Source organism: Polynucleobacter sp. AP-Feld-500C-C5 (assembly GCF_018882265.1).
In the GTDB taxonomy this organism is placed as follows: Bacteria; Pseudomonadota; Gammaproteobacteria; order Burkholderiales; family Burkholderiaceae; genus Polynucleobacter.
Map to the genome: position 1 here is coordinate 33,215 of NZ_JACVOW010000026.1, position 20,312 is coordinate 53,526.

Below are 20,312 nucleotides of genomic sequence, written 5' to 3' on the forward strand. Positions count from 1 at the left end.
TTCATGTTGATCCATCCACAGTTTGATCCGGCAGCATTACGTATTGGATCCTTTGCGATTCACTGGTATGGCTTGATGTATCTCATGGCCTTTGCGCAATTTCTGTTGCTAGGTCGTCTACGCATTCGTACTCCTCGTTATCAGGCTTTGGGCTGGACCTATAAAGATCTAGAAGATTTATTATTCGCAGGTGTATTGGGTGTAGTGCTTGGAGGTCGCTTGGGTTATACCCTTTTTTACATGCCGAGTTTTTACCTTGCCAACCCATTGAGTATTTTGAAAATCTGGGAAGGTGGCATGTCTTTCCATGGCGGTCTCTTGGGTGTTCTGGTGGCCTTATGGTGGTTTGCAAAGAAACGTCAGACGACTTTTTTTGTAGTGAGTGATTTGGTGGCACCTTTGGTTCCCTTTGGATTGGCATTTGGGCGCTTAGGTAATTTTATTAATGGCGAGTTGTGGGGTAGGCCAACCGATCTTCCTTGGGCAATGGTTTTTCCCTTGGTGGATTCCATTCCACGTCATCCATCACAAATTTATCAATTGCTGGGTGAAGGTGTTTTACTCGGAATTATTCTTTGGATGTATGCAAGTAAGCCTCGCCGGATTGGACGGATATCCGGATTATTTTTACTAGGCTATGGAGTCTGTCGTTTCTTGACTGAGTATGCTCGTGAGCCCGATGCTTTCTTGGGGCTCTTGGGCCTTGGCCTATCGATGGGTCAGTGGCTTTGTGTGCCGATGATCCTCTTCGGTATTTATCTCATGCGTCGTCATTCGACCCCCCTTATTTCTTAAAGGCTTCATCATATTGAGAATCCCTTTATCATTAATATAAAGTTAATGAAAATGCAGTTGATTTAATTGATTCATCCAGTAAGTAGTACTACATGGTTTATTGGATTTATTCACTGTTTTAATAGATAGGCTCCCATGCTGGAAAAGTTAGCAAAAGCGCGTTATTTTTCGCGTGTCACTGGCGCAGTAAACCGCCTCATTTCTGAGAGAGGCGAGTCTAATGCTGTAAGCATGGCGGATGATGTCATCAATAACTATCGAAAGCTTTCCAAAGATCAGCATTTGAAGTTTTTCACTTTCTTATTTGAAAAACTCAACCCAGATCCTGCTGCGGTGATGAGTGCAGCGCAAAACTTTTCTGCTGAAGCTAGCGCGCGTAATTACATCAAACTGCAGCGTGTTACTGAGCCTCCAAGGCAAGAATTATTTCGTCGCCTCAATCGCGCAAGCAATGGCACTGCAGCATTGGTAAGCATGCGGCGTGATTTATTGCAGCTACTAGAAAAGCAACCTGAACTCACAGCAGTTGATTTCGATTTACGCCACTTACTGTCTTCCTGGTTCAATCCTGGCTTTTTGAAGATGCATCGAGTGGATTGGAAATCCCCTGCTGAAGTCTTGGAGAAATTAATTCAACATGAAGCAGTGCATGCCATTGATGGTTGGGATGATCTACGCAGACGTTTGCAGCCTGATCGCCGTTGCTTTGCCTTTTTTCATCCGCAATTGCCTAATGAGCCACTGATTTTTGTTGAAGTAGCTTTGCTGCCTGAGATTCCCGCAGTGATTACTCCCCTAGTTGATAAGAAGGCGGAGACTGTTCATCAAAACTCCCAATACAAAGTCGCTGCGTTTTATTCTATTAGTAACTGCGAGCCTGGCCTGCGTGGCGTTTCGATGGGTAACTTTTTGATCAAGCGTGTTGCTGAGCAGTTGCATGCAGAGTTCCCTGGTCTGAAGACTTTTGTGACTCTCTCTCCCATTCCTGGATTTATTGATTGGGTTGCTGCGGGTGCAGATATCGGTGGCGACAAAACAGGAGTGCAATTAAAGCCAGCTATTCGTACTGCTCGGGAGCAAGCCCTGAATACGATGGGTCTTTCTAATCAGTCTTGGACTGAACGACTAGGTGCGGGATGGCATCCCGATAATGCGAGTGAAAAAGAAAAATCAGCCTTGCTTTGTCTGGCAAGTATTTATCTTGGCCTAGGGTCTGCTGGCAGAAATGGCAACCCAGTAGCCAAGTTTCATTTGGGAAATGGTGCGAAGTTGCATCAAATTAACTGGGCGGCTGATCTTTCTCGCAAGGGATTACGACAGTCAGCAGCCCTGATGGTGAATTATTTGTACGATTTATCCTCAGTTGAGGAGAATCATGAGCGATTTACGCAGGGTGAGATTGATTACTCCCGTGCGGTAGGTCGTTTAATGCAGCCTTAGATAGCCATAAATGCAGGATTTTGGAGTAGAAGCTCTAAAGCAGAATTTAGAGAGCATTCCCTTTAGAATGGGAAGAAACTGGACAGTAGTAAGGCTCAGCAAAGCATTCAGTAGTGAATAATTGACGTAAATAACTTACAAACAATAGCCAAATAGGCTTGTGGAGGAGACATCATGATTCAGCAAACATTAAAGGGTTTTTTCAGAAAAGCTCTATTTGTCGTTTGTTTTGCACCATTAGCTGTAATGGCTCAAGAGTGGCCTAATAAACCCATTACATTTGTGGTTCCATTTCCAGCCGGCGGTGGAACAGATGCATTTGCAAGACCTTTGGCTGCTCAGCTTACTAAGCAGTTGGGCAAGCAAATCGTGATTGATAACCGTGGTGGCGCAGGTGGTACATTGGGCGCATCTATTGCAGCAAAAGCGGCACCAGATGGCTACACATTTTTTATGGGCGCTGCTCATCACGCCATCGCCCCAGCAATGTATCCCAACCTAGACTACGACATTGAAAAGAGTTTTATTCCAGTAGCGATGGTTGCAAATCCACCGCAAGTGATTGTGGTGAACCCAAAGAACGTGCAAGTGAAAGATCTTAAAGAGTTCATTGCACTTCTTAAAAAGAATCCTGGCAAGTTTAACTATGCGAGTGCTGGTAATGGCTCTTCACACCACCTGGCTGGCGAGCAATTTAAAATGCTAACCAAGACTTTTATTACCCATATTCCTTATCGTGGCGCAGGACCAGCAATGCAAGACCTGATTGCTGGTCAAGTAGATATTGAATTTGATGGCTTGGGTTCTTCTGCTGCACAGATCAAGAATGGTTCAATTGTGGCCTTAGCAGTAGCATCACAAAAGCGCGCACCTGGCTTTCCAAACGTCCCTACTGCTGCTGAGGCTGGCTTAGTGGGCTATGAGGTTTCTACTTGGTATGGTTTGTTTGCTCCCAAGGGAACGCCACAGCCGATCGTTGACAAAATGATTGCAGAAGTACAAAAGGCTATTAATACACCGGACATGAAGACGATCTGGACTAACAATGGTTCTGATACGCCTAATTTATCCGGCGATGCATTTGCAAAATTTATTAATGCAGATATAAAGCGTTGGGCTGCGGTTGCTAAAGCTTCTGGCGCTAAGTTGGATTAAGATCGCTTCCCTAAAATGTTTGTTTGATCAGAGGTTCTAATGAATTTGTATTCAGTATTGGAAAAAGGTTTTCCAAAAGATAAAAAAGCCTGCGCTATCGAAACGCATGATGGCCTCTATTACTCTTGGGGGGACCTAGAGCGCGCTACTGCGAAGATGGCCAATCTGCTGAAGAGTTTGCAGTTACCAGCCGGTTCGCGCATAGCAGTTCAGGTTGAAAAATCTCCTGAAGCACTTTTTCTATATTTGGCTACGATTCGTGCCGGTTATGTGTATTTGCCTCTGAATACAGCTTATCAAGCTGCTGAGATGCAGTACTTCATTGAGAATGCTGAGCCTGCAGTAGTGGTTTGCAGCGGAAAAAATTTCTCTTGGGTATCTCAGGTTGCTTTTAAGGCTGGAACCAAACAAGTATTTACTTTAAATGAAGATCGTTCTGGAACATTGTTGGAGCGTGCTGGTAGCTTAAGCGACACCTTCAAGACGGTTGCCACGAAAGATGATGATTTGGCTGCAATCTTGTATACCTCCGGTACTACTGGTCGTAGTAAGGGCGCGATGCTAACCCATCAGAATTTATATAGCAATGCACAGGTCTTGCAAAAGTTTTGGGGTTGGGTAAAAGGCGACGTACTCTTGCACGCATTACCCATCTTCCATGTGCACGGTTTGTTTGTAGCAGCTCATGGCGCATTAATTAATGGCAGCAAGATGATTTGGTTGCCACGTTTGGATGTTACGCAGCTAATGCATCATATGCCTCAATCGACTGTGATGATGGGCGTACCGACTTTCTATGTACGTTTGCTTGCTGATAAAGGCTTCACCAAGAAAGTGGCGCGCAATATGCGCTTATTTATTTCTGGTTCCGCCCCATTGCTTACAGAGACATTTAATACCTTCAAGGATGTCATTGGCCAGCCTATTTTAGAGCGCTATGGCATGAGTGAGACCGTGATGTTGGTTTCTAATCCATATAAAGGTGCCCGCGTAGGGGGTTCTGTTGGTTTGCCATTGCCTGGCGTTAAAGTACGTGTGGTGAATGAAGACAATAAACCTTGTGGTGTTGATGAGATCGGTAGCATTCAAGTTAAAGGTCCGAATATATTTAAGGGTTACTGGCGCATGCCTGAGAAAACCGCCGAAGAATTTACTAAGGATGGCTGGTTCAAGACAGGTGACGTTGGTCGCTGGGGTGGTGATGCCAATGGCGGTAAAGCACCTAAGGATTACTTATGTATTGTTGGCCGCAGCAAAGATTTGATTATTTCCGGTGGCTATAACGTTTATCCAAAGGAGATCGAAAGTTTTATAGATGATATGGATGGCGTTGATGAGAGCGCAGTGATTGGTATTCCGCATCCTGACTTTGGTGAAGCTGTCATGGCTGTGGTGGTAGCCAAGCCTGGAGCTAAGTTAAATGCTGAAGCGATGATTGCCACCTTGAAAACCCAAATTGCTAATTTCAAGATACCAAAGCGTTTAGAAATTGTTTCTGACTTGCCACGTAACGCTATGGGTAAAGTGCAAAAGAATATTCTGCGTCAGCAATACACTGCATAATTAAAAGCCAAATGCCTTGCGGCTTTCATTAAACATGAAGACTGCAAGCATTAATAGCATCACACCAAAGATGCGTTTGAGTTGAGCAACATTCAACTTACGCGCCATCTTTGCTCCAAGTGGAGCAGTGAAAATACTGATCGCCACAATACAGGCCACTGCTGGGACATATACAAAACCCAGAGATCCTGAGGGCAGGTTAGGGTGATCCCAGCTGCCATACATATAGCCAATAGTGGCGGCTGCAGCGATTGGAAATCCTAAGCCAGAAGAGGTGGCCATAGCGGTGTGGGGTTTAACATTGCACCACAGCATAAATGGCACGGTGATAAATGCACCTCCTGCACCAACTAAGCTGGCTAAGCTACCCGCAAATGCCCCAAAAGAAAATAAACCTAGACTGCCTGGCAACTCTCGTCCTGCGCTTGGTTTTTTATTCAGAATCATCTGAATAGAGCTATACACAATAAAGATGGCAAAGAAGAGTGATAACCAAGAGGTGTTGAGTGCTTCAAAGATTTCACTGCCGCCAATCAAACTGCCAATCACTAAACCTGGGCTCAAGGCGGCAACAAGTTTCCAGTCAATCGAACCGTGTTTGTGATGCGCCCAAATAGCTGATGTGGTGGTAAATAGAATGGTCGCCATGCCAGTGGCGATGGCCATGTGCACAATCACTTCTTGGTTAAAGCCTAGGTGATTAAAAACTAAGATCATGAACGGCACCAAAATCATGCCGCCACCAATTCCGAGAAGTCCTGCTAAAAATCCAGAGATACTGCCACACAGTATCAGCATCAGGATATCGCTTAGTAACATGAATTCCCCGCCTTGGCCGCTAGGCCGTCATCCTGAACCCAAAGGTTCAAGGTGGAACGGCTACTATGCTTCGGGTGCATTAAGAGGTTCAGGGAGTGACCAAGTCTAAGTTGGCACTGTGAACTTGCAAAACGCTCACGCCCACAAGGTAAAGATCGTTCCGGATGCTTGCGCATCGGTTCAAGGAACTATTGGCCTTGGCGAACCAGGCAGGGAAAGAGTTTGCAACAAAGTGTCTACTTGTTCTTCAAGTCCGCGAATTTCCGCTTGAAGACGAGCTACTTCATGAGAGCTCACATTTGAAGAAGAGCTTTGTTGCGATTGATTTTTCTGCAATGTAATGAAGTCACCTGCAATCTTGAGTGCGGCCATCATGCTGGCTCGTTCAATGCTGCGGTTACCACCACTAATGGCCAGTTGAATTTGTTCATCGACCAAAACACAGGCGGCACGAAGCAGTGGTTCGTGTTCAGTGCTGGTTGCTAGAGTGATCTTTTGACCGGCAAGAGTTACTTCAATGCGTTGTTGGCTCACTGTCGTCCTCTGGATTGGTTGGTGGAATTGCTTCGCCAAGTAAGTTTAGTTGACGACCATCACTTTGTTCTGGCAGGCGACTCAAAATCCGTTGTACCCGTTTTTGAGCATCCTCGATTTTGCCCTCAAGTTGCACATGACTCTGATTGAGATTGCGCACAGCTTCTTGAATTAGTGAAATCTTCTCAGACAGGCGCTGAATGGATGCGCTCAGGGCACCCAGATTTGCATCGCCAGTGAAATGAGAGATAGGCTCGTTCATATTGGCATTGTAGTCTGAAACTAAAGGGTTATTTCATGGCGTAGCGCAAGCCTACAAATACATTGGATCCTGGGTTGGCATAGCCATAATTTGTCTGGTACTGAGAATTAAAGACGTTATTCCAGCGTATAAAAGTGGACAAATTTTTCTCAATTTGGTAGCTGCCGTATAAACCCACTAATGTATAGCTTTGCATGTTGTAGGTATTTGCCGTTTGTGTTCCATTCACGCCACCCCAGCGAGGTCCTGAAAGAGTGATATTGGTCCCCACGTTTAATTTATTTATCTTGTAATCGGCTAAGAAATTACCAACCCAGTTTGCTCGATTTGGCACGTCTAAACCTGTAGTTTGGTCTACAGTGCTCATAGCATCAGCCGATGCTTTTAAAGAAAGATTATTGATTTTTCCATCAACACCCAATGAAGCGCCTTTAATTTCGACTAGGCTAAAGTTCACTGGATGTGATCCGGAATAGTAGGCTGGATTGCCGCAGTTGAAGTCACTGTCATAGCAATTGATTGGCACAATAAAGTTTTCAATCCTATTTTGATATGCAGTTAAATGGACCCCATAGTTACGAGTCTCATAGTGAATACCTGCTTCAAGGTTTTTATTTGTCTCTGGTTTAAGGTTTGCAGTCCCATATCCTGGGTAATAAAGATCGTTAAATGATGGAGCTCTGAAGCCTGTACCGTAATTAATATTTGTTCTTAATTCCTTGGTTATGAAATAACCATAGGCCGCACTATAAGTGACCTTTGATCCGTATTGAGAGATTTGATCATTTCTAAGGGCTAGCGTTGCCAGATTATTACCCCATTTCAATTCGTAAGATCCAGCAATTGAATTAGTTGTGCGCTGTTGATTGATATTAATATTGCTGCAAGCGTTTGGATCTGAAGAGTAGCCACAATAAGTTTGGTATGCAGAGTTATTCATATTTGCATATTGAATATTTCGCTCTAGCAGGACTTGTAATTTATCTGTACCAACTTTGATGTCGTTTTGCCACAGAAAATCGTAAGATGGAGTTACCAGTCGATCATTGCTTTGTGAGGTCAAACTTTGAGAAGCGTTTGTAGAGCTTGATGCCTGAAAGTAGCTTTGCCAGATATCGGAAATTTGATTTTTTGAGTACGCTGAAAAAATGGCGAGTTGATTGATGCCTTGTGCTACCTCTGCATTGCCACTTAAATATTCATTACTTGGATATTGATAGCTGTTTTTACTCCCAAATATCTTTAATCCCAGCTCTTGTCCTGCAGACCAAACTGTGGAGAGTGACCCACTTGCTCCCAAGCGGGTGTATCCCGTTGGCGTGGTTGGGTAAGGTGATGGGAGGGTTGTCGAGTAGTTCGCTCCGCCTCTATAGTGTGGATTATTTGGTGCTACTGTATTAAAGCCTACCGAATTTTCTTGGCTGATGCCTATTGAGTAGTTGGTTGCGCTCTCTTTTCCAAGTGAGCCAGATACTGCTGCATTTGTAATGCTGGTGTTATAGGCCCCATATCCAGCAGATGCTTCAAATTGTGTGGGACCACCACCTTTTTTGGTGAATATTTGCACAACACCGCCCATCGCATCCGAACCATAAAAAGTGCTTTGTGGTCCATAAATAATTTCAATGTGGTCTATGAGAGATAGTGGAATAGCGCTCCAAATTGCCCCACCGCCAGTCGAATCAATTTTGACGCCATCAATCAAAACTAGACTTTGTGCATTGCTTGCACCTCTCAAATAAACGCTCGAAAGGTTGCCTGCACCACCAGAGCTTGATATTTGAATGCCTCGTTGTTGTTGCAGCAAGTCGGGAAGACTAGACTGTGCAGAATTTTCAATTTCTTCCCTGCTGATGTAGGTGAAGTCAGCTAAAACATCATTTCCAGATTTTGGTGTGCGAGTTGCAGTAACAATTACTGGATTGATTGGATCTAGTGAGTTAGTAACTGAAACGCTGGAGTTGTTTTGTGAAATTGCCGTGCTGCTAAGGACAAATAGAGGGAAGCATAGAAATGCGCCAAGATATTTCCTGTTGAACTGCTGTGTCATTTTTGACTTTCTGTTATCAACTGCCTAGCTCACTTCCCCGTAAGCTGGGTCGAACAGAATTTCTCGTGCAGGAGATTGGCGTCAATTTGGCGGCAGGGTTGGACCGAGCGCTGTCATCGGCGCGCGAAGGTCCCCGTCCGCGAAATTCCACCTGTCTTGGCCGGTATCCGGGCTAGTAAATCTCAGAATCTGGCCTTCCCATGCGATTGACGCGCACAGTGGCGTATTTCAGATTCCTGACCTCCAAAATGATTATTTCGGAGACATTTACTTACCGTTGCGGGGGCAGCACACGTTTAGTGTTTCCCGTTTAACTCTATTGCATTGCAACAAAGCACCACGACTGTTCAATTCTAGCCTACTTAGATGCTGGGTTAGGGTTTTTATCTAGTTATTGGGATAAAAAAGCCTACAATATGAGACCAAGGATGAAGGAATCATGACCGTATTAGATAAGCACCCCGAAAAAAACTTGATTCGGCTTCAGTTGAGGCAAAACTCAGTTCTCAAAAGCCTCAATGAAACTGTGATGGCCGAATTAGAGCGCCATTTAGAGGTCTCGGATCTCAAAAAATCAGAAATACTCTTGCATCAAGGCGATCACCAGATGGAGCAGTATTTTGTTCTGGATGGCATTCTCAAGCGGATTGTTTCCAGTGCAGATGCTAAGGAAATGATTTTGCGTTTTGCGATTGAAAAAGATATTGAAACGAGCTATGCGGCATGGCGTCTAAAGACCGCAGCCCCCTACAGCATTGCCTGTGTAACCAAGGCTCGTGTGGCTCGGATGCCCCTTAAAAAGTGGGCTGAGTTTCTAGATGAACATAAGTCGCTGAAGGAAAGTTTTGAATTTGAGGTCATGCGCTTGATGAGTGAGATCATGGCCCATACCATTACCTTGCATATGCTCGATGCCCCTGGCCGAGTAGAGCGCTTTTTACGCAAATATGAAGATCTCTTTGAGCTTCTCCCCAAAAAAGAGCTGGCCGCCTACCTGAATCTCTCCCCGGAGACTTTGAGTCGCCTCAAAACTAAGCATAAAGAGCTTTTTATATAAGTCTTCTGAAGCCTCATATCTATTTGGATATTGAGGATTTAGGGGGAAATTGACCGAAGTCAATGATGAACCCCCGCCCCAAGCCTAATATTCACCTCAGCCTAAGCGGGGGCAATACCCGTGGTGCGATTAATAACTTTATTGGAGACAGTAGCGCAAGCTAGATTGCATTAGCTCTCATTCGGGGCTATCCGTAATTCACATAAAAATTCTATGACAACAGATAACCAAAACACCCAATTAACTGATGGCTTTCACCTCGTGATCGATGCACTGAAAGCAAACGACCTCGATACGATTTTTGGTCTTGTTGGTATTCCAATTACTGACTTATGTCGTTTGGCCCAAGCTGAAGGTTTACGTTTTATTGGCTTCCGTCATGAGCAACATGCTGGTAATGCTGCAGCGATTGCAGGTTACATGACGCAAAAGCCGGGTATCTGCATGACTGTTTCTGCGCCAGGTTTCTTGAACGGTTTAACAGCATTGGCTAACGCTACTGTGAACTGCTTCCCAATGATTCTGATTTCTGGTTCAAGCGAACGTGAAATCGTTGACTTGCAACAAGGCGATTACGAAGAGATGGATCAGCTCAATGCTGCTAAGCCTTATTGCAAGGCTGCTTATCGTATCAATCACATTGAAGATATCGGCATCGGTTTTGCTCGCGCGATTCGTGCAGCAGTTTCTGGTCGTCCAGGTGGCGTGTATTTAGATTTGCCAGCTCAGTTGCTTGCTCAAACCATGCCGGTTGAAGAAGCTAAAAAATCGATCTTCAAAGTAATCGATCCGGTTCCCCGTCAGATCCCAGCTGCTGATGCAGTTGCGCGCGCATTAGATGTTCTTAAAGGTGCCAAGCGTCCATTGATTCTCTTGGGCAAAGGCGCTGCATATGCACAAGCTGACAAAGAAATTCGTGACTTAATCGAAAAATCGGGCATCCCTTATTTGCCAATGTCCATGGCGAAAGGCTTGTTGCCAGATAACCATCCACAATCAGCATCTGCAGCACGTTCATTTGTATTGGCTGAAGCTGATGCAGTAATGTTGGTTGGTGCACGCTTGAACTGGTTGCTTGCCCACGGTAAAGGCAAGACATGGGGTAAAGATCCTAAGAAATTTATTCAAATCGATATTCAGGCGAACGAAGTGGATAGCAACGTACAAATCGCTGCGCCATTAATTGGTGATATTGGTTCATGCGTCAGTGAAATCTTGAAGGGTATTGCTTCAGTACCTAAGCCAAGTGCTGAGTGGACCAATGCCATCAATGAGAAAAAAGATAAGAACATGGCAAAGATGGCTGAAACTTTGGCCAAAGAAGCTACGCCGATGAACTTCCACGGCGCATTGCGAGTGATTCGTGATGTGATCAAGAAGAATCCAGATGTGAACTTGGTAAACGAAGGTGCCAACACACTCGACTATTGCCGCGCGATTGTGGACATGTATAAACCTCGTAAACGTTTTGACTCTGGTACTTGGGGCATTATGGGTATTGGTATGGGCTATGCGATTGGCGCTGCAGTTACTAGTGGTTTGCCAACGGTTGCAGTTGAAGGCGATAGCGCGTTTGGTTTTAGCGGTATGGAATTGGAAACGGTTTGCCGTTACAACCTGCCAATCACAACGGTTGTATTTAATAACAACGGTGTTTACCGTGGAACTGACGTAAACCCAACAGGCGGAGCTGATGTGGCGCCAACTGTGTTCGTGAAAGATGCCCGTTACGACAAGATGATTGAAGCATTTGGTGGCGTTGGTTACTACGTCACTACCCCAGCAGAATTAGAAGCAGCGTTAACGGAAGCGATTGCTGCCGGTAAACCAGCCCTCATCAATGCTGTTATTGATGAAACTGCAGGTACTGAGAGTGGACGTTTAACGAACTTGAACCCATCCACAGCAAGTGCTAAGAAATAAGCTTCGATTGGGAATTCAACACGGTAATAAAAAGTTAATATTTCGAGATTAAATTTAGAAGCAAACAAGAAACATTTAAGGAGAAACAAACATGACTAAACCATTAGACGGTATTCGCATCATTGACTTCACCCACGTTCAAGCGGGTCCTGCATGTACTCAGCTGTTGGCTTGGTATGGTGCAGACGTTATCAAAGTAGAGCGTCCAGGCTCTGGTGACGTAACGCGTAGCCAATTACGTGACATTCCAGGTGCAGATGCTTTGTACTTCACGATGCTCAACGGTAACAAGCGTTCTTTGACGCTCGACACGAAGACCCAAGAGGGTAAAGAAGTGTTGGAAAAAATGATCAAGACTTCTGATGTGATGGTTGAGAACTTCGGCCCTGGTGCTTTGGATCGTATGGGCTTTTCTTGGAAGCGTATTCAAGAATTGAACCCAAAGATGATCATGGCTTCTGTAAAAGGCTTTAGCGATGGCCATTCATACGAAGACTTAAAAGTGTATGAGAACGTTGCTCAGTGTGCTGGTGGCGCTGCTTCTACTACTGGTTTCTGGGATGGTCCTCCTACAGTTTCTGCAGCAGCATTAGGTGACTCTAATACTGGTATGCACTTGGCAATTGGTATTTTGACTGCTTTGATGCAACGTGAAAAAACAGGCCGTGGTCAAAAAGTTTCTTGCTCAATGCAAGACGCTGTATTGAACTTATGCCGCGTGAAGTTGCGCGATCAACAGCGTTTAGACAAAGTGGGTTACTTGGAAGAGTATCCACAGTACCCACACGGCTCATTCACTGACGTAGTGCCACGTGGCGGTAATGCTGGTGGTGGCGGTCAGCCAGGTTGGGTGTTGAAGTGTAAGGGCTGGGAGACTGATCCAAACGCATACATCTACTTCACCATTCAAGGTCACGCTTGGGAGCCAATTACTAAAGCTTTGGGCAAACCAGAGTGGGCAACTGATCCTGCATACATGACTGCCGAAGCTCGTCAAGACAAGATTTTTGATATCTTTGCAACCATTGAAGATTGGCTCAAAGACAAGACTAAGTACGAAGCTGTGGATATCCTCCGCAAGTTCGATATTCCATGTGCTCCAGTGCTTTCCATGAAAGAATTGGCCGCATCACCAGACTTGCGTAAGAGCGGTTCGATCGTTGAAGTTGATCACAAAGTACGTGGTAAGTATTTGACTATCGGCAGCCCAATCAAGTTCTCTGATTTGGAAATTGAAGTGAAGCCATCTCCTGTGTTGGGTGAGCACACTGATGAAGTGTTATCTGACCTTGGTTACAGTACGGATGACATCGCTAAGTTGCACGCAGCTAAAGCGGTTTAATAACAATCACAATTGCTGTTCATTTGAAGGCGCTCCTCGTGAGCGCCTTTTTTATTCCCTAGGCAGGATCCGCTAAAGCGCCTTTTGAGCTTGAAAACTCACTGCCATGGCTCCATATGCCCCTAATAAAGGCTTGGTTGGGCTATTTGCTTAAAAATTAGGCATCTATTATTCATCCCGATTTCTCGCTGGTAAAATTGTGTCAATTCAAAATTTTCATTCTTATTAGGACTTAAATCATGGCAAAAGCACTAGAAGGGGTCAAAATCCTCGACTTTACGCACGTTCAATCGGGACCAACTTGCACTCAGCTGCTGGCTTGGTTTGGTGCAGATGTAATCAAGGTAGAAAAATCAGGCGAAGGGGATGCTACTCGCGGTCAGCTACGTGATATTCCGGATGCGGATAGCTTGTATTTCACAATGCTCAACCACAATAAGCGTTCGATCACTGTCAATACAAAAACCCAAAAGGGCAAAGAAATTCTTGAGCGCCTTATTAAAGAGTGTGACGTATTAGTTGAGAACTTTGCCCCAGGTGCACTCGATCGCATGGGCTTTTCTTGGGAGCGTATTCAAGAGCTCAATCCAATGATGATCATGGCTTCTGTAAAAGGCTTTGGCCCTGGTCCATATGAAGATTGTAAGGTCTATGAGAACGTGGCGCAATGTGCTGGCGGTTCTGCATCGACAACCGGTTTTGATGATGGCCCTCCTATGGTGACTGGCGCACAAATTGGTGACAGCGGAACGGGTTTGCATTTAGCTTTAGGTATTGTGACTGCCCTTTATCAGCGCACTCACTCTGGCCGTGGTCAAAAAGTATTGGCAGCGATGCAAGATGCGGTGTTGAATCTGTGCCGCGTGAAGTTGCGTGATCAACAGCGCCTCGAGCGAGTGGGCTTGATGCAAGAGTATCCGCAATTCCCGAACGGCGAGTTTGGCGATGCTGTACCTCGCGCTGGTAATGCCTCCGGTGGTGGTCAGCCAGGCTGGATTGTGAAATGTAAAGGTTGGGAAACTGATCCCAATGCTTATATGTACGTTATAGTGCAAGCCCCAGTTTGGGAGGCGGTCTGTAAAGTTATTGGTCGCGAAGATTGGATTACCGATGTGAGATTTGCTTCGCCAATGGCACGCTTGCCCCATTTGATGGAGATCTTTGGTGAGATTGAAAAGTGGACCATGACTATGACCAAATTTGAAGTCATGGATGTATTGAATCAATACGACATCCCATGCGGCCCAATCTTGTCTATGAAAGAAATCGCTGAAGAGCCTGCACTACGTGCTACTGGTACTGTGGTTGAAGTTGATCATCCTATTCGTGGCAAATACCTCACGGTTGGTAACCCAATCAAGATGTCGGACAGTCCAACTGAAGTTACACGTTCACCTTTATTGGGCGAGCATACCGATGAGATTCTGAGTGAATTAGGTTATTCCACTGATGAATTAATTTCATTACGCCACGATAAGGTGATCTAAGATGCGGGTTGCGTTAATTGGGAGTGCTGATTTTGGTAAAGCTGCCTTAGAGGCTTTTTTAGATCGTGGCGATGAGGTTGTTGCCGTTTTTTGTCCGCCCGACAATCCCAAGTCAACTAAACCAGAGGTACTTAAAGAGGCTGCCTTAGCAAGAGGTTTGAACCCCTTGCAATTCGCCTCTCTCAAAGGTCCTGATGCTGCTCAAGCCATGATTGATAGTCAAGCCGATATCTGTGTCATGGCTTATGTATTACAGTTTGTGCCGCAAGAACTTTGCAAGATTCCGAAGCACGGCACGATTCAATACCACCCCTCACTTCTACCTAAATATCGTGGACCAAGCGCTATTAACTGGGCAATTGCTTTGGGCGAAGAAAAAACTGGTCTAACCATTTTCCGTCCATCCGATGGTTTAGATGAAGGTGAAGTCATTCTGCAAAAAGAGGTACCTATCGGTCCTGATGACACATTAGGTAAGATCTACTTTGACTATCTTTTCCCGATTGGTGTGAAGGCATTGCTAGAGACGGCTGATTTGGTGGTTGCAGGCAAACATCAAGAGTTAGTCCAAGATGAATCGCAAGCTAACTACGAAGGTTGGTTTGATGCCAATGCTGCCCAAATTCATTGGGCGACACATATTAGTCAAATCTATAACTTGATTCGGGCATGCAATCCAGCCCCTGGCGCATGGACCAAGTTTGGTGAGCAAAAGGTACAGCTCTACGATTGCCATAAGCATGTCGCAGCTACTTTTAGTGCCGTCAAAGGAAAACCTGGCGAAGTAACGCAAATCACTTTAGATTCTTTCTTCGTCGCCTGTCATGGCGGACAAATTGAAGTGCTCAAAGCTAAGGGTGCGGCAGGGAAAGTCACTGGTGCCGAGTTGGCTAAAGAGTTAAATCTACAATTAGGGCAGTTCTTTACGCTTTAAATCTTTTTCTTGAGCGCTTGCTTAATCAAGTTATGACCAAAGAATTAACAATAGAGTCTGCAGCAGAGGTAAGTCCTCAAATTTCTTCCTCTAAGTCAGGGGTGATTAAGCAAGAGCAAGGTGAAATTCTTGCTGACCATGAACATTCGATCTATCAGAGATCTGCTAATGCAAGAAGGGCGGGTCTTAGTAAGCGTGAAATCATGGAAGAGTTATCTCGCGAAAGATTCCCCTGGGACGAGTAAATCACGGGCAAGTCTAGAGATTAAACCTCTAGATTATCAATCAAGCGGGTTTTACCAAGCTTAGCAGCCGTGAGAATCACGAGTGGCTCACCAGCTTGCAAACTTTCATTGGATGCGGGTGCTAAATCACTTTGTTGGCGGATGGCGATGTAATCTGGTTTCCAGCCGCGCCCCGTAAGAGTGGCAATAGCTTTCTTTTCAATCTCAGAGAGTGAATGGGTGTTCTGTTCTTTCAGTTGAAGCACTTGCTCGCGAACTTCTTTGAGTACTCTTTGTAATTCAGGCGCTTCTGCACGTTCTTCTGTGGAGAGGTAGCCATTACGAGAGGAGAGAGCAAGATCATCATCAGCACGAATAGTCTCCCCTGCGACAATTTCAACTGGTAAAGCAAATTGCCTTGCCATTTGCCGAATAATCATCAGTTGCTGATAATCTTTTTTTCCAAAGACGGCTACTTTAGGCTGTACACAGGAAAAGAGTTTGAGTACGACCGTGCAAACACCCTTAAAAAATCCAGGACGGAACTCCCCTTCGAGGATATCGCCGAGTTGTTGAGGTGGATCAACACGGTACTCTTGAGGTTGCGGGTAGAGGTCACGCTCAGTCGGTGCAAATAGGATGTACACGCCTTCTTTTTCAAGCTTTTCGATATCCGCTTGCATCGTGCGTGGATAGCTATCAAAATCCTCATTCGGACCAAACTGCAAGCGATTTACAAAGATACTGGCAACTACTGGATCCCCATGTTGCCTAGCTAAGCGCATAAGCGAGAGGTGGCCTTCATGCAGGTTACCCATGGTTGGTACGAAAGAAGCACGATTTTGTCCGCGCAGGTGATCGCGCAGCTCTTGAATGTCACTAATAATTTTCATGCAACAGGCGTATAGGCGAGGCGCACATAGATTGGCGCGTATGGCTCAGCTTGGGTAATTTCAATTAAGGCTTCACGAGAGAGTTCCAGCATGGCAATAAAGTTCACAATCACTATTGGAATGCCATTGCCAGATTTGATAGCGTCTTCAAATAATTCACCAAACTCAACAAATTTCGTATTTTGTAAGCGACGTAAAATGCGAGTCATGAAGTCGCGAACAGAGAGTTCTTCACGAGTAATCGTGTGATGCTGATTAAGTTTTGCGCGGTGTAGAACATCACGCCAAGCCATTTGTAAATCTTCTAAATTCACTTCTGGCCATGTGATGGCAACAGTAGTGTCAACAAAGCCATGGGCTACTTGGAAGTCACGACCTTGCTGGGGAATCTGATCTAGTTCTTGTGCAGCCAGTTTCATGCGCTCGTATTCTAAGAGGCGGCGTACTAGTTCTGCGCGGGGATCATCTACCTCTTCTTCGCTATCTGCTTTCTTCATTGGCAGCAACATGCGGGATTTAATTTCAATCAACATCGCCGCCATTAACAAATACTCAGCAGCAAGTTCAAGATTATGGTGACGAATTTGGTCTATATAACTCAGGTACTGTTGAGTAACCTGCGCCATCGGAATATCGAGAACGTTGAAGTTCTGTTTACGAATTAAATACAGCAAAAGGTCGAGTGGCCCTTCAAATGCCTCTAGAAATACTTCAAGTGCATCTGGCGGAATATAAAGATCAGTAGGGAGCTTAAACAGAGGCTCGCCATAAAGCTTGGCGAATGCTTCTGACATTCCATCGGTTACTGATGGAGTGCTATCTAGTAAATCGGATATTGGCTGAGTACTTGGCTCATTGCCTGCATTAGTCATTCGAGTAAACGTAGGCGCGTTGTTTTAATTTGGCGACTTTAGCGCGACGCTGATCTTCAACGGAAAGTGGCTCTTTGTCCCACAAGAGGGCGCGTCCAGCTTGCTGATCTGCCTCGAGGTGTGGTTTCTCAGTTTTGAGTTCACTTAAGAACTGGGTGAATTCAGATTGATATCTTGCCATCGTATTTCCTAAAATACTCAATAAATTCAATAACTTGTGGTATTTAATTCCAAAAGTTATCTGGGGACTTCGACAACCATTATAGGTGCTTTTTAGCCCCCGTTTTACAAGTTTGCTGCCAGCAAAGCCTCAATTTGAGGAGCTTCAACTCGAGTCATGAGGTGCTTATAGGTCTTGATTGGGTTCTTGCTGGAAAGCGGGGTATTGATATCGCTCCAGGATTGCGGAGCTAGAGAGAGAAATTCTTCTACTCCAATAGCTACCTGCGGAATGACAGGTTTGAGATAAAGACTCAGCATGCGGAAGGCTTCCAGGGTCACACTACAAACACGCTGTAAATCTGCTTCACGCTCTGGAGCTTTAGCGATTTCCCATGGTTTATTTTCATCCACGAAACCGTTGACCTTATCGGCGAGCTCCATGATTGTGCGTAAGGCTTTTGCATATTCGCGTGCTTCATAAAGCGCAGCAATTTTTTCACTGGCCGCAGCAATTTCTTTCAGTAATGGGTCGCTCATAGCTTCATCAGAAACGATGCCGCCAAATCGTTTTACTAAGAAGCCGGCACTGCGACTTGCAATATTGATGTATTTTCCTAACAAATCACTGTTCACACGTGCAACAAAATCCTGAAGATTTAAATCCAAATCTTCCATGCTGTCATTTAATTTAGTAGCAAAGTAATAGCGGAACCACTCAGGATTGAAGCCACACTCGATCACGCTGCTTGCAGAAATCAATGTGCCGCGTGACTTACTCATCTTCTCGCCATCAACGGTTAAGAAGCCGTGAGCAAATACATTAGTTGGTGTGCGATAGCCTGCAAATTGCAAAGTAGCTGGCCAAAATAAAGTGTGGAAATACAGAATATCTTTGCCGATGAAATGGTATTGCTCTGTCGTTGTGTCTGGCTTCACCCATTCATCAAAATTGAGGCCTTTAGCTTGGCAGTAATTGAGGAAGCTGGCGTAGTAGCCAATGGGGGCATCCAACCAGACATAGAAGTATTTGCCAGGCGCATCAGGGATTTCAAAGCCGAAATACGGGGCGTCTCGGGAGATATCCCAGTCACCCAACTTGCTATCTCCAGGCTCACCCACCCATTCCTTCATCTTGTTGCGAGCTTCAGTTTGGAGCGGGGTTTTAACTTGGGTCCACTCGCGTAAGAATGCTTCGCAACGTGGATCAGATAACTTAAAGAAGTAGTGATCGGAAATCTTTTTGATTGGGGTTGCACCACTCACTACTGAGAACGGATTTTTTAAATCCGTTGGTGAATAGGTGGCACCACATTTTTCACAGTTGTCACCATACTGATCTTTGGCGCCGCACTTGGGGCACTCGCCCTTAATAAAGCGATCTGGTAAAAACATCTCTTTCACAGGATCGTAAGCTTGCTCAATGGCGCGCTTTTCAATGAAGCCTGCATCGCGTAACTTGAGATAAATGCTTTGCGCTAACTTTTCATTCTCAGGGCTATCAGTGGTGTAGTAGTTGTCGAATGAAATTAAAAAGTCATCGAAATCACGTTTATGTTCTTTCCAAACATTGGCGATGAGTTCTTTTGGCGTGATACCTTCTTTTTCAGCGCGCAACATGATCGGGGTGCCGTGGGTATCATCGGCCCCTACGTAATGAACCTCGTGACCACGCATCCGTTGAAAGCGAACCCAGATATCAGTCTGTATATATTCCACCAAATGGCCGATATGGATCTGACCATTGGCATACGGTAAGGCGGAAGTGACAAGAAGGCGACGCTGGGGGCTGCTCATGTAAAGCGGTCTTAAATAAGAAGTAACAAGGTTAAATTAGGGCTCAATCCACAATTATGCGGGCTTGAGCAGTAATTTTAGTCTGCGGTTAAAGTAAAACCCCGATTAGTCTCGATAAAATACGTTTGTACCCTATTTAGAAGGCGCCCAATGTCAGTAGTGTCAGCAAAACCGAACATTCAGATGTCTAATGCCTCCGTGCCTTTGGTGCACGAGGTAGAGATCATGGATGAGGCGGGGCGGGCTAAGCTTGCTCATATCCCTGGGGAGCGCCCACTGACTATCTACTTAGACAAACGCGAGGTGGTCACCTTGATGACCTTGGGTAGCGCCCCTGAGGCTCTAGTTTTAGGTTATCTACGAAACCAGCGCCTAGTAGAGTCACCTGATGACATCGAAAGCATCCAAGTTGATTGGGAGACAGACTCTGCCGCAGTCAAGACACGCCGAAGCACGGTGGATATTGATGCTCTCACCAGCAAGCGCGTAGTGACCACGGGTTGTGGCCAGGGCACTATGTTTGGGGGTCTTATGGAGGAGATGTCAGAGATTCGCTTGCCCGATGGACCCAACTTGTCCCAAGAGGTAATTGTTGCATTGGTGGATCACATCCGAGTACATGATTCCATCTATAAAAAATCAGGCTCAGTCCACGCCTGTGCAGTGTTTGAGAGGGCGGAAGATGGGGGCGTCAAACTCCTCCACTTTATTGAGGATGTTGGTCGTCATAATGCGGTCGACTCCATTTCTGGCTTAATGTGGTTGGCCAATAAACCTGGTAAAGATTTGATCTTCTTTACAACGGGGCGCCTCACCTCAGAAATGGTGATTAAAGGCGCTCAAATGGGCGTTCCTTTCTTGCTCACACGGTCGGGAGTCACCCTCATGGGCTTAGATCTGGCCCGCAAAACCAATCTGACCATCCTATCCCGCTGTTCCGGTAAACACTTCGAGATCTACAACGCTCCAGAGCGGGTGGTTTTTACCCAAAAACCCCAATAAATTG

18 protein-coding genes, 1 other RNA gene, 1 pseudogene and 1 riboswitch are annotated in these 20,312 nt (G+C 45.4%); of the genes and pseudogenes, 11 read left to right on the top strand and 9 right to left on the bottom strand.

Features of this window, described 5'->3' with window-relative positions:
* Nucleotides 1-3 precede the first annotated feature (3 nt).
* The 4 genes from lgt to ICN21_RS10670 all read left to right on the top strand — a co-directional run bounded on the left by lgt (nt 4) and on the right by ICN21_RS10670 (nt 4,953).
* Nucleotides 4-795 carry a prolipoprotein diacylglyceryl transferase gene (gene lgt, locus ICN21_RS10655; protein ID WP_216178399.1) on the top strand — a complete coding sequence of 264 codons (792 nt, stop codon included), beginning with the start codon at nt 4-6 and terminating at the stop codon, nt 793-795.
* A 135-nt stretch (nt 796-930) separates the two neighbouring features.
* Nucleotides 931-2,235: a malonyl-CoA decarboxylase domain-containing protein gene (locus ICN21_RS10660; protein WP_216178400.1), complete on the top strand. Its 1,305-nt coding sequence runs from the start codon at nt 931-933 to the stop codon at nt 2,233-2,235.
* 174 nt (nt 2,236-2,409) lie between these two features.
* A complete protein-coding gene (locus ICN21_RS10665; RefSeq protein ID WP_216123958.1) occupies nt 2,410-3,390 on the top strand; it encodes a tripartite tricarboxylate transporter substrate binding protein in 981 nt (326 codons plus the stop codon).
* Nucleotides 3,391-3,429: 39 nt separating this feature from the next.
* Entirely contained in the window at nt 3,430-4,953 is a 1,524-nt protein-coding gene (locus tag ICN21_RS10670; RefSeq protein ID WP_216123960.1) for a malonyl-CoA synthase, read from the top strand.
* Here ICN21_RS10670 and ICN21_RS10675 read toward each other — a convergent pair whose 3' ends face one another.
* The 5 genes and pseudogenes from ICN21_RS10675 to ICN21_RS10695 form a co-directional block, all read right to left on the bottom strand.
* Nucleotides 4,954-5,772 carry a sulfite exporter TauE/SafE family protein gene (locus ICN21_RS10675; protein WP_215296608.1) on the bottom strand — a complete coding sequence of 273 codons (819 nt, stop codon included), beginning with the start codon at nt 5,770-5,772 and terminating at the stop codon, nt 4,954-4,956.
* Nucleotides 5,773-5,991: non-coding RNA, 6S RNA (gene ssrS, locus ICN21_RS10680), on the bottom strand.
* Nucleotides 5,992-6,090: 99 nt separating this feature from the next.
* Nucleotides 6,091-6,306: pseudogene (locus ICN21_RS11175) on the bottom strand (cell division protein ZapA); the annotation flags it as partial.
* Nucleotides 6,287-6,568 carry a hypothetical protein gene (locus ICN21_RS10690; protein ID WP_216178401.1) on the bottom strand — a complete coding sequence of 94 codons (282 nt, stop codon included), beginning with the start codon at nt 6,566-6,568 and terminating at the stop codon, nt 6,287-6,289. The pseudogene ICN21_RS11175 and the gene ICN21_RS10690, both read right to left, overlap by 20 nt.
* A gap of 28 nt (nt 6,569-6,596) precedes the next feature.
* Entirely contained in the window at nt 6,597-8,618 is a 2,022-nt protein-coding gene (locus tag ICN21_RS10695; RefSeq protein WP_216178402.1) for a TonB-dependent receptor domain-containing protein, read from the bottom strand.
* A gap of 140 nt (nt 8,619-8,758) precedes the next feature.
* A riboswitch (cobalamin riboswitch) is annotated at nt 8,759-8,975 on the bottom strand.
* A gap of 82 nt (nt 8,976-9,057) precedes the next feature.
* On the opposite strand from ICN21_RS10695, the gene ICN21_RS10700 reads away from it, so the two are divergent.
* The 6 genes from ICN21_RS10700 (at nt 9,058) to ICN21_RS10725 (ending at nt 15,606) form a co-directional block, all read left to right on the top strand.
* On the top strand, nt 9,058-9,675 hold the full coding sequence (locus tag ICN21_RS10700) for a Crp/Fnr family transcriptional regulator (protein WP_215296611.1): 618 nt from the start codon (nt 9,058-9,060) through the stop codon (nt 9,673-9,675).
* Between the two features lie 213 nt (nt 9,676-9,888).
* Nucleotides 9,889-11,598 carry an oxalyl-CoA decarboxylase gene (gene oxc, locus ICN21_RS10705; protein ID WP_216178403.1) on the top strand — a complete coding sequence of 570 codons (1,710 nt, stop codon included), beginning with the start codon at nt 9,889-9,891 and terminating at the stop codon, nt 11,596-11,598.
* Nucleotides 11,599-11,689: 91 nt separating this feature from the next.
* Nucleotides 11,690-12,940, top strand: a complete 1,251-nt coding sequence (frc, locus tag ICN21_RS10710) for a formyl-CoA transferase (RefSeq protein WP_215296613.1) — start codon at nt 11,690-11,692, stop codon at nt 12,938-12,940.
* A gap of 239 nt (nt 12,941-13,179) precedes the next feature.
* Complete coding sequence (gene frc, locus ICN21_RS10715; RefSeq protein ID WP_215319978.1) at nt 13,180-14,427, top strand: formyl-CoA transferase; 1,248 nt, start codon at nt 13,180-13,182, stop codon at nt 14,425-14,427.
* 1 nt (nt 14,428) lies between these two features.
* A complete protein-coding gene (locus tag ICN21_RS10720) occupies nt 14,429-15,361 on the top strand; it encodes a methionyl-tRNA formyltransferase (protein ID WP_216178404.1) in 933 nt (310 codons plus the stop codon).
* Between the two features lie 32 nt (nt 15,362-15,393).
* Nucleotides 15,394-15,606: a hypothetical protein gene (locus ICN21_RS10725; RefSeq protein WP_216178405.1), complete on the top strand. Its 213-nt coding sequence runs from the start codon at nt 15,394-15,396 to the stop codon at nt 15,604-15,606.
* A gap of 20 nt (nt 15,607-15,626) precedes the next feature.
* On the opposite strand, the gene panC is transcribed toward ICN21_RS10725, so the two are convergent.
* The 4 genes from panC to metG form a co-directional block, all read right to left on the bottom strand.
* The gene (gene panC / locus ICN21_RS10730; protein ID WP_216178407.1) at nt 15,627-16,478 is read right to left on the bottom strand and encodes a pantoate--beta-alanine ligase; all 852 of its coding nucleotides are present in this window, start codon (nt 16,476-16,478) and stop codon (nt 15,627-15,629) included.
* Nucleotides 16,475-17,350 (bottom strand): ScpA family protein, encoded by an 876-nt coding sequence (locus ICN21_RS10735; protein WP_215296618.1) that lies wholly within the window; start codon nt 17,348-17,350, stop codon nt 16,475-16,477. Before ICN21_RS10735 ends, panC begins: the two co-directional genes overlap by 4 nt.
* Nucleotides 17,343-17,531 carry a DUF3460 family protein gene (locus tag ICN21_RS10740; RefSeq protein WP_215296619.1) on the bottom strand — a complete coding sequence of 63 codons (189 nt, stop codon included), beginning with the start codon at nt 17,529-17,531 and terminating at the stop codon, nt 17,343-17,345. Before ICN21_RS10740 ends, ICN21_RS10735 begins: the two co-directional genes overlap by 8 nt.
* Before the next feature lie 104 nt (nt 17,532-17,635).
* A complete protein-coding gene (gene metG / locus ICN21_RS10745; protein ID WP_216178408.1) occupies nt 17,636-19,306 on the bottom strand; it encodes a methionine--tRNA ligase in 1,671 nt (556 codons plus the stop codon).
* A 150-nt stretch (nt 19,307-19,456) separates the two neighbouring features.
* Between metG and ICN21_RS10750 the strand changes: the two genes are divergently transcribed.
* Nucleotides 19,457-20,308: a formate dehydrogenase accessory sulfurtransferase FdhD gene (locus ICN21_RS10750; RefSeq protein WP_216861695.1), complete on the top strand. Its 852-nt coding sequence runs from the start codon at nt 19,457-19,459 to the stop codon at nt 20,306-20,308.
* Nucleotides 20,309-20,312 lie beyond the last annotated feature (4 nt).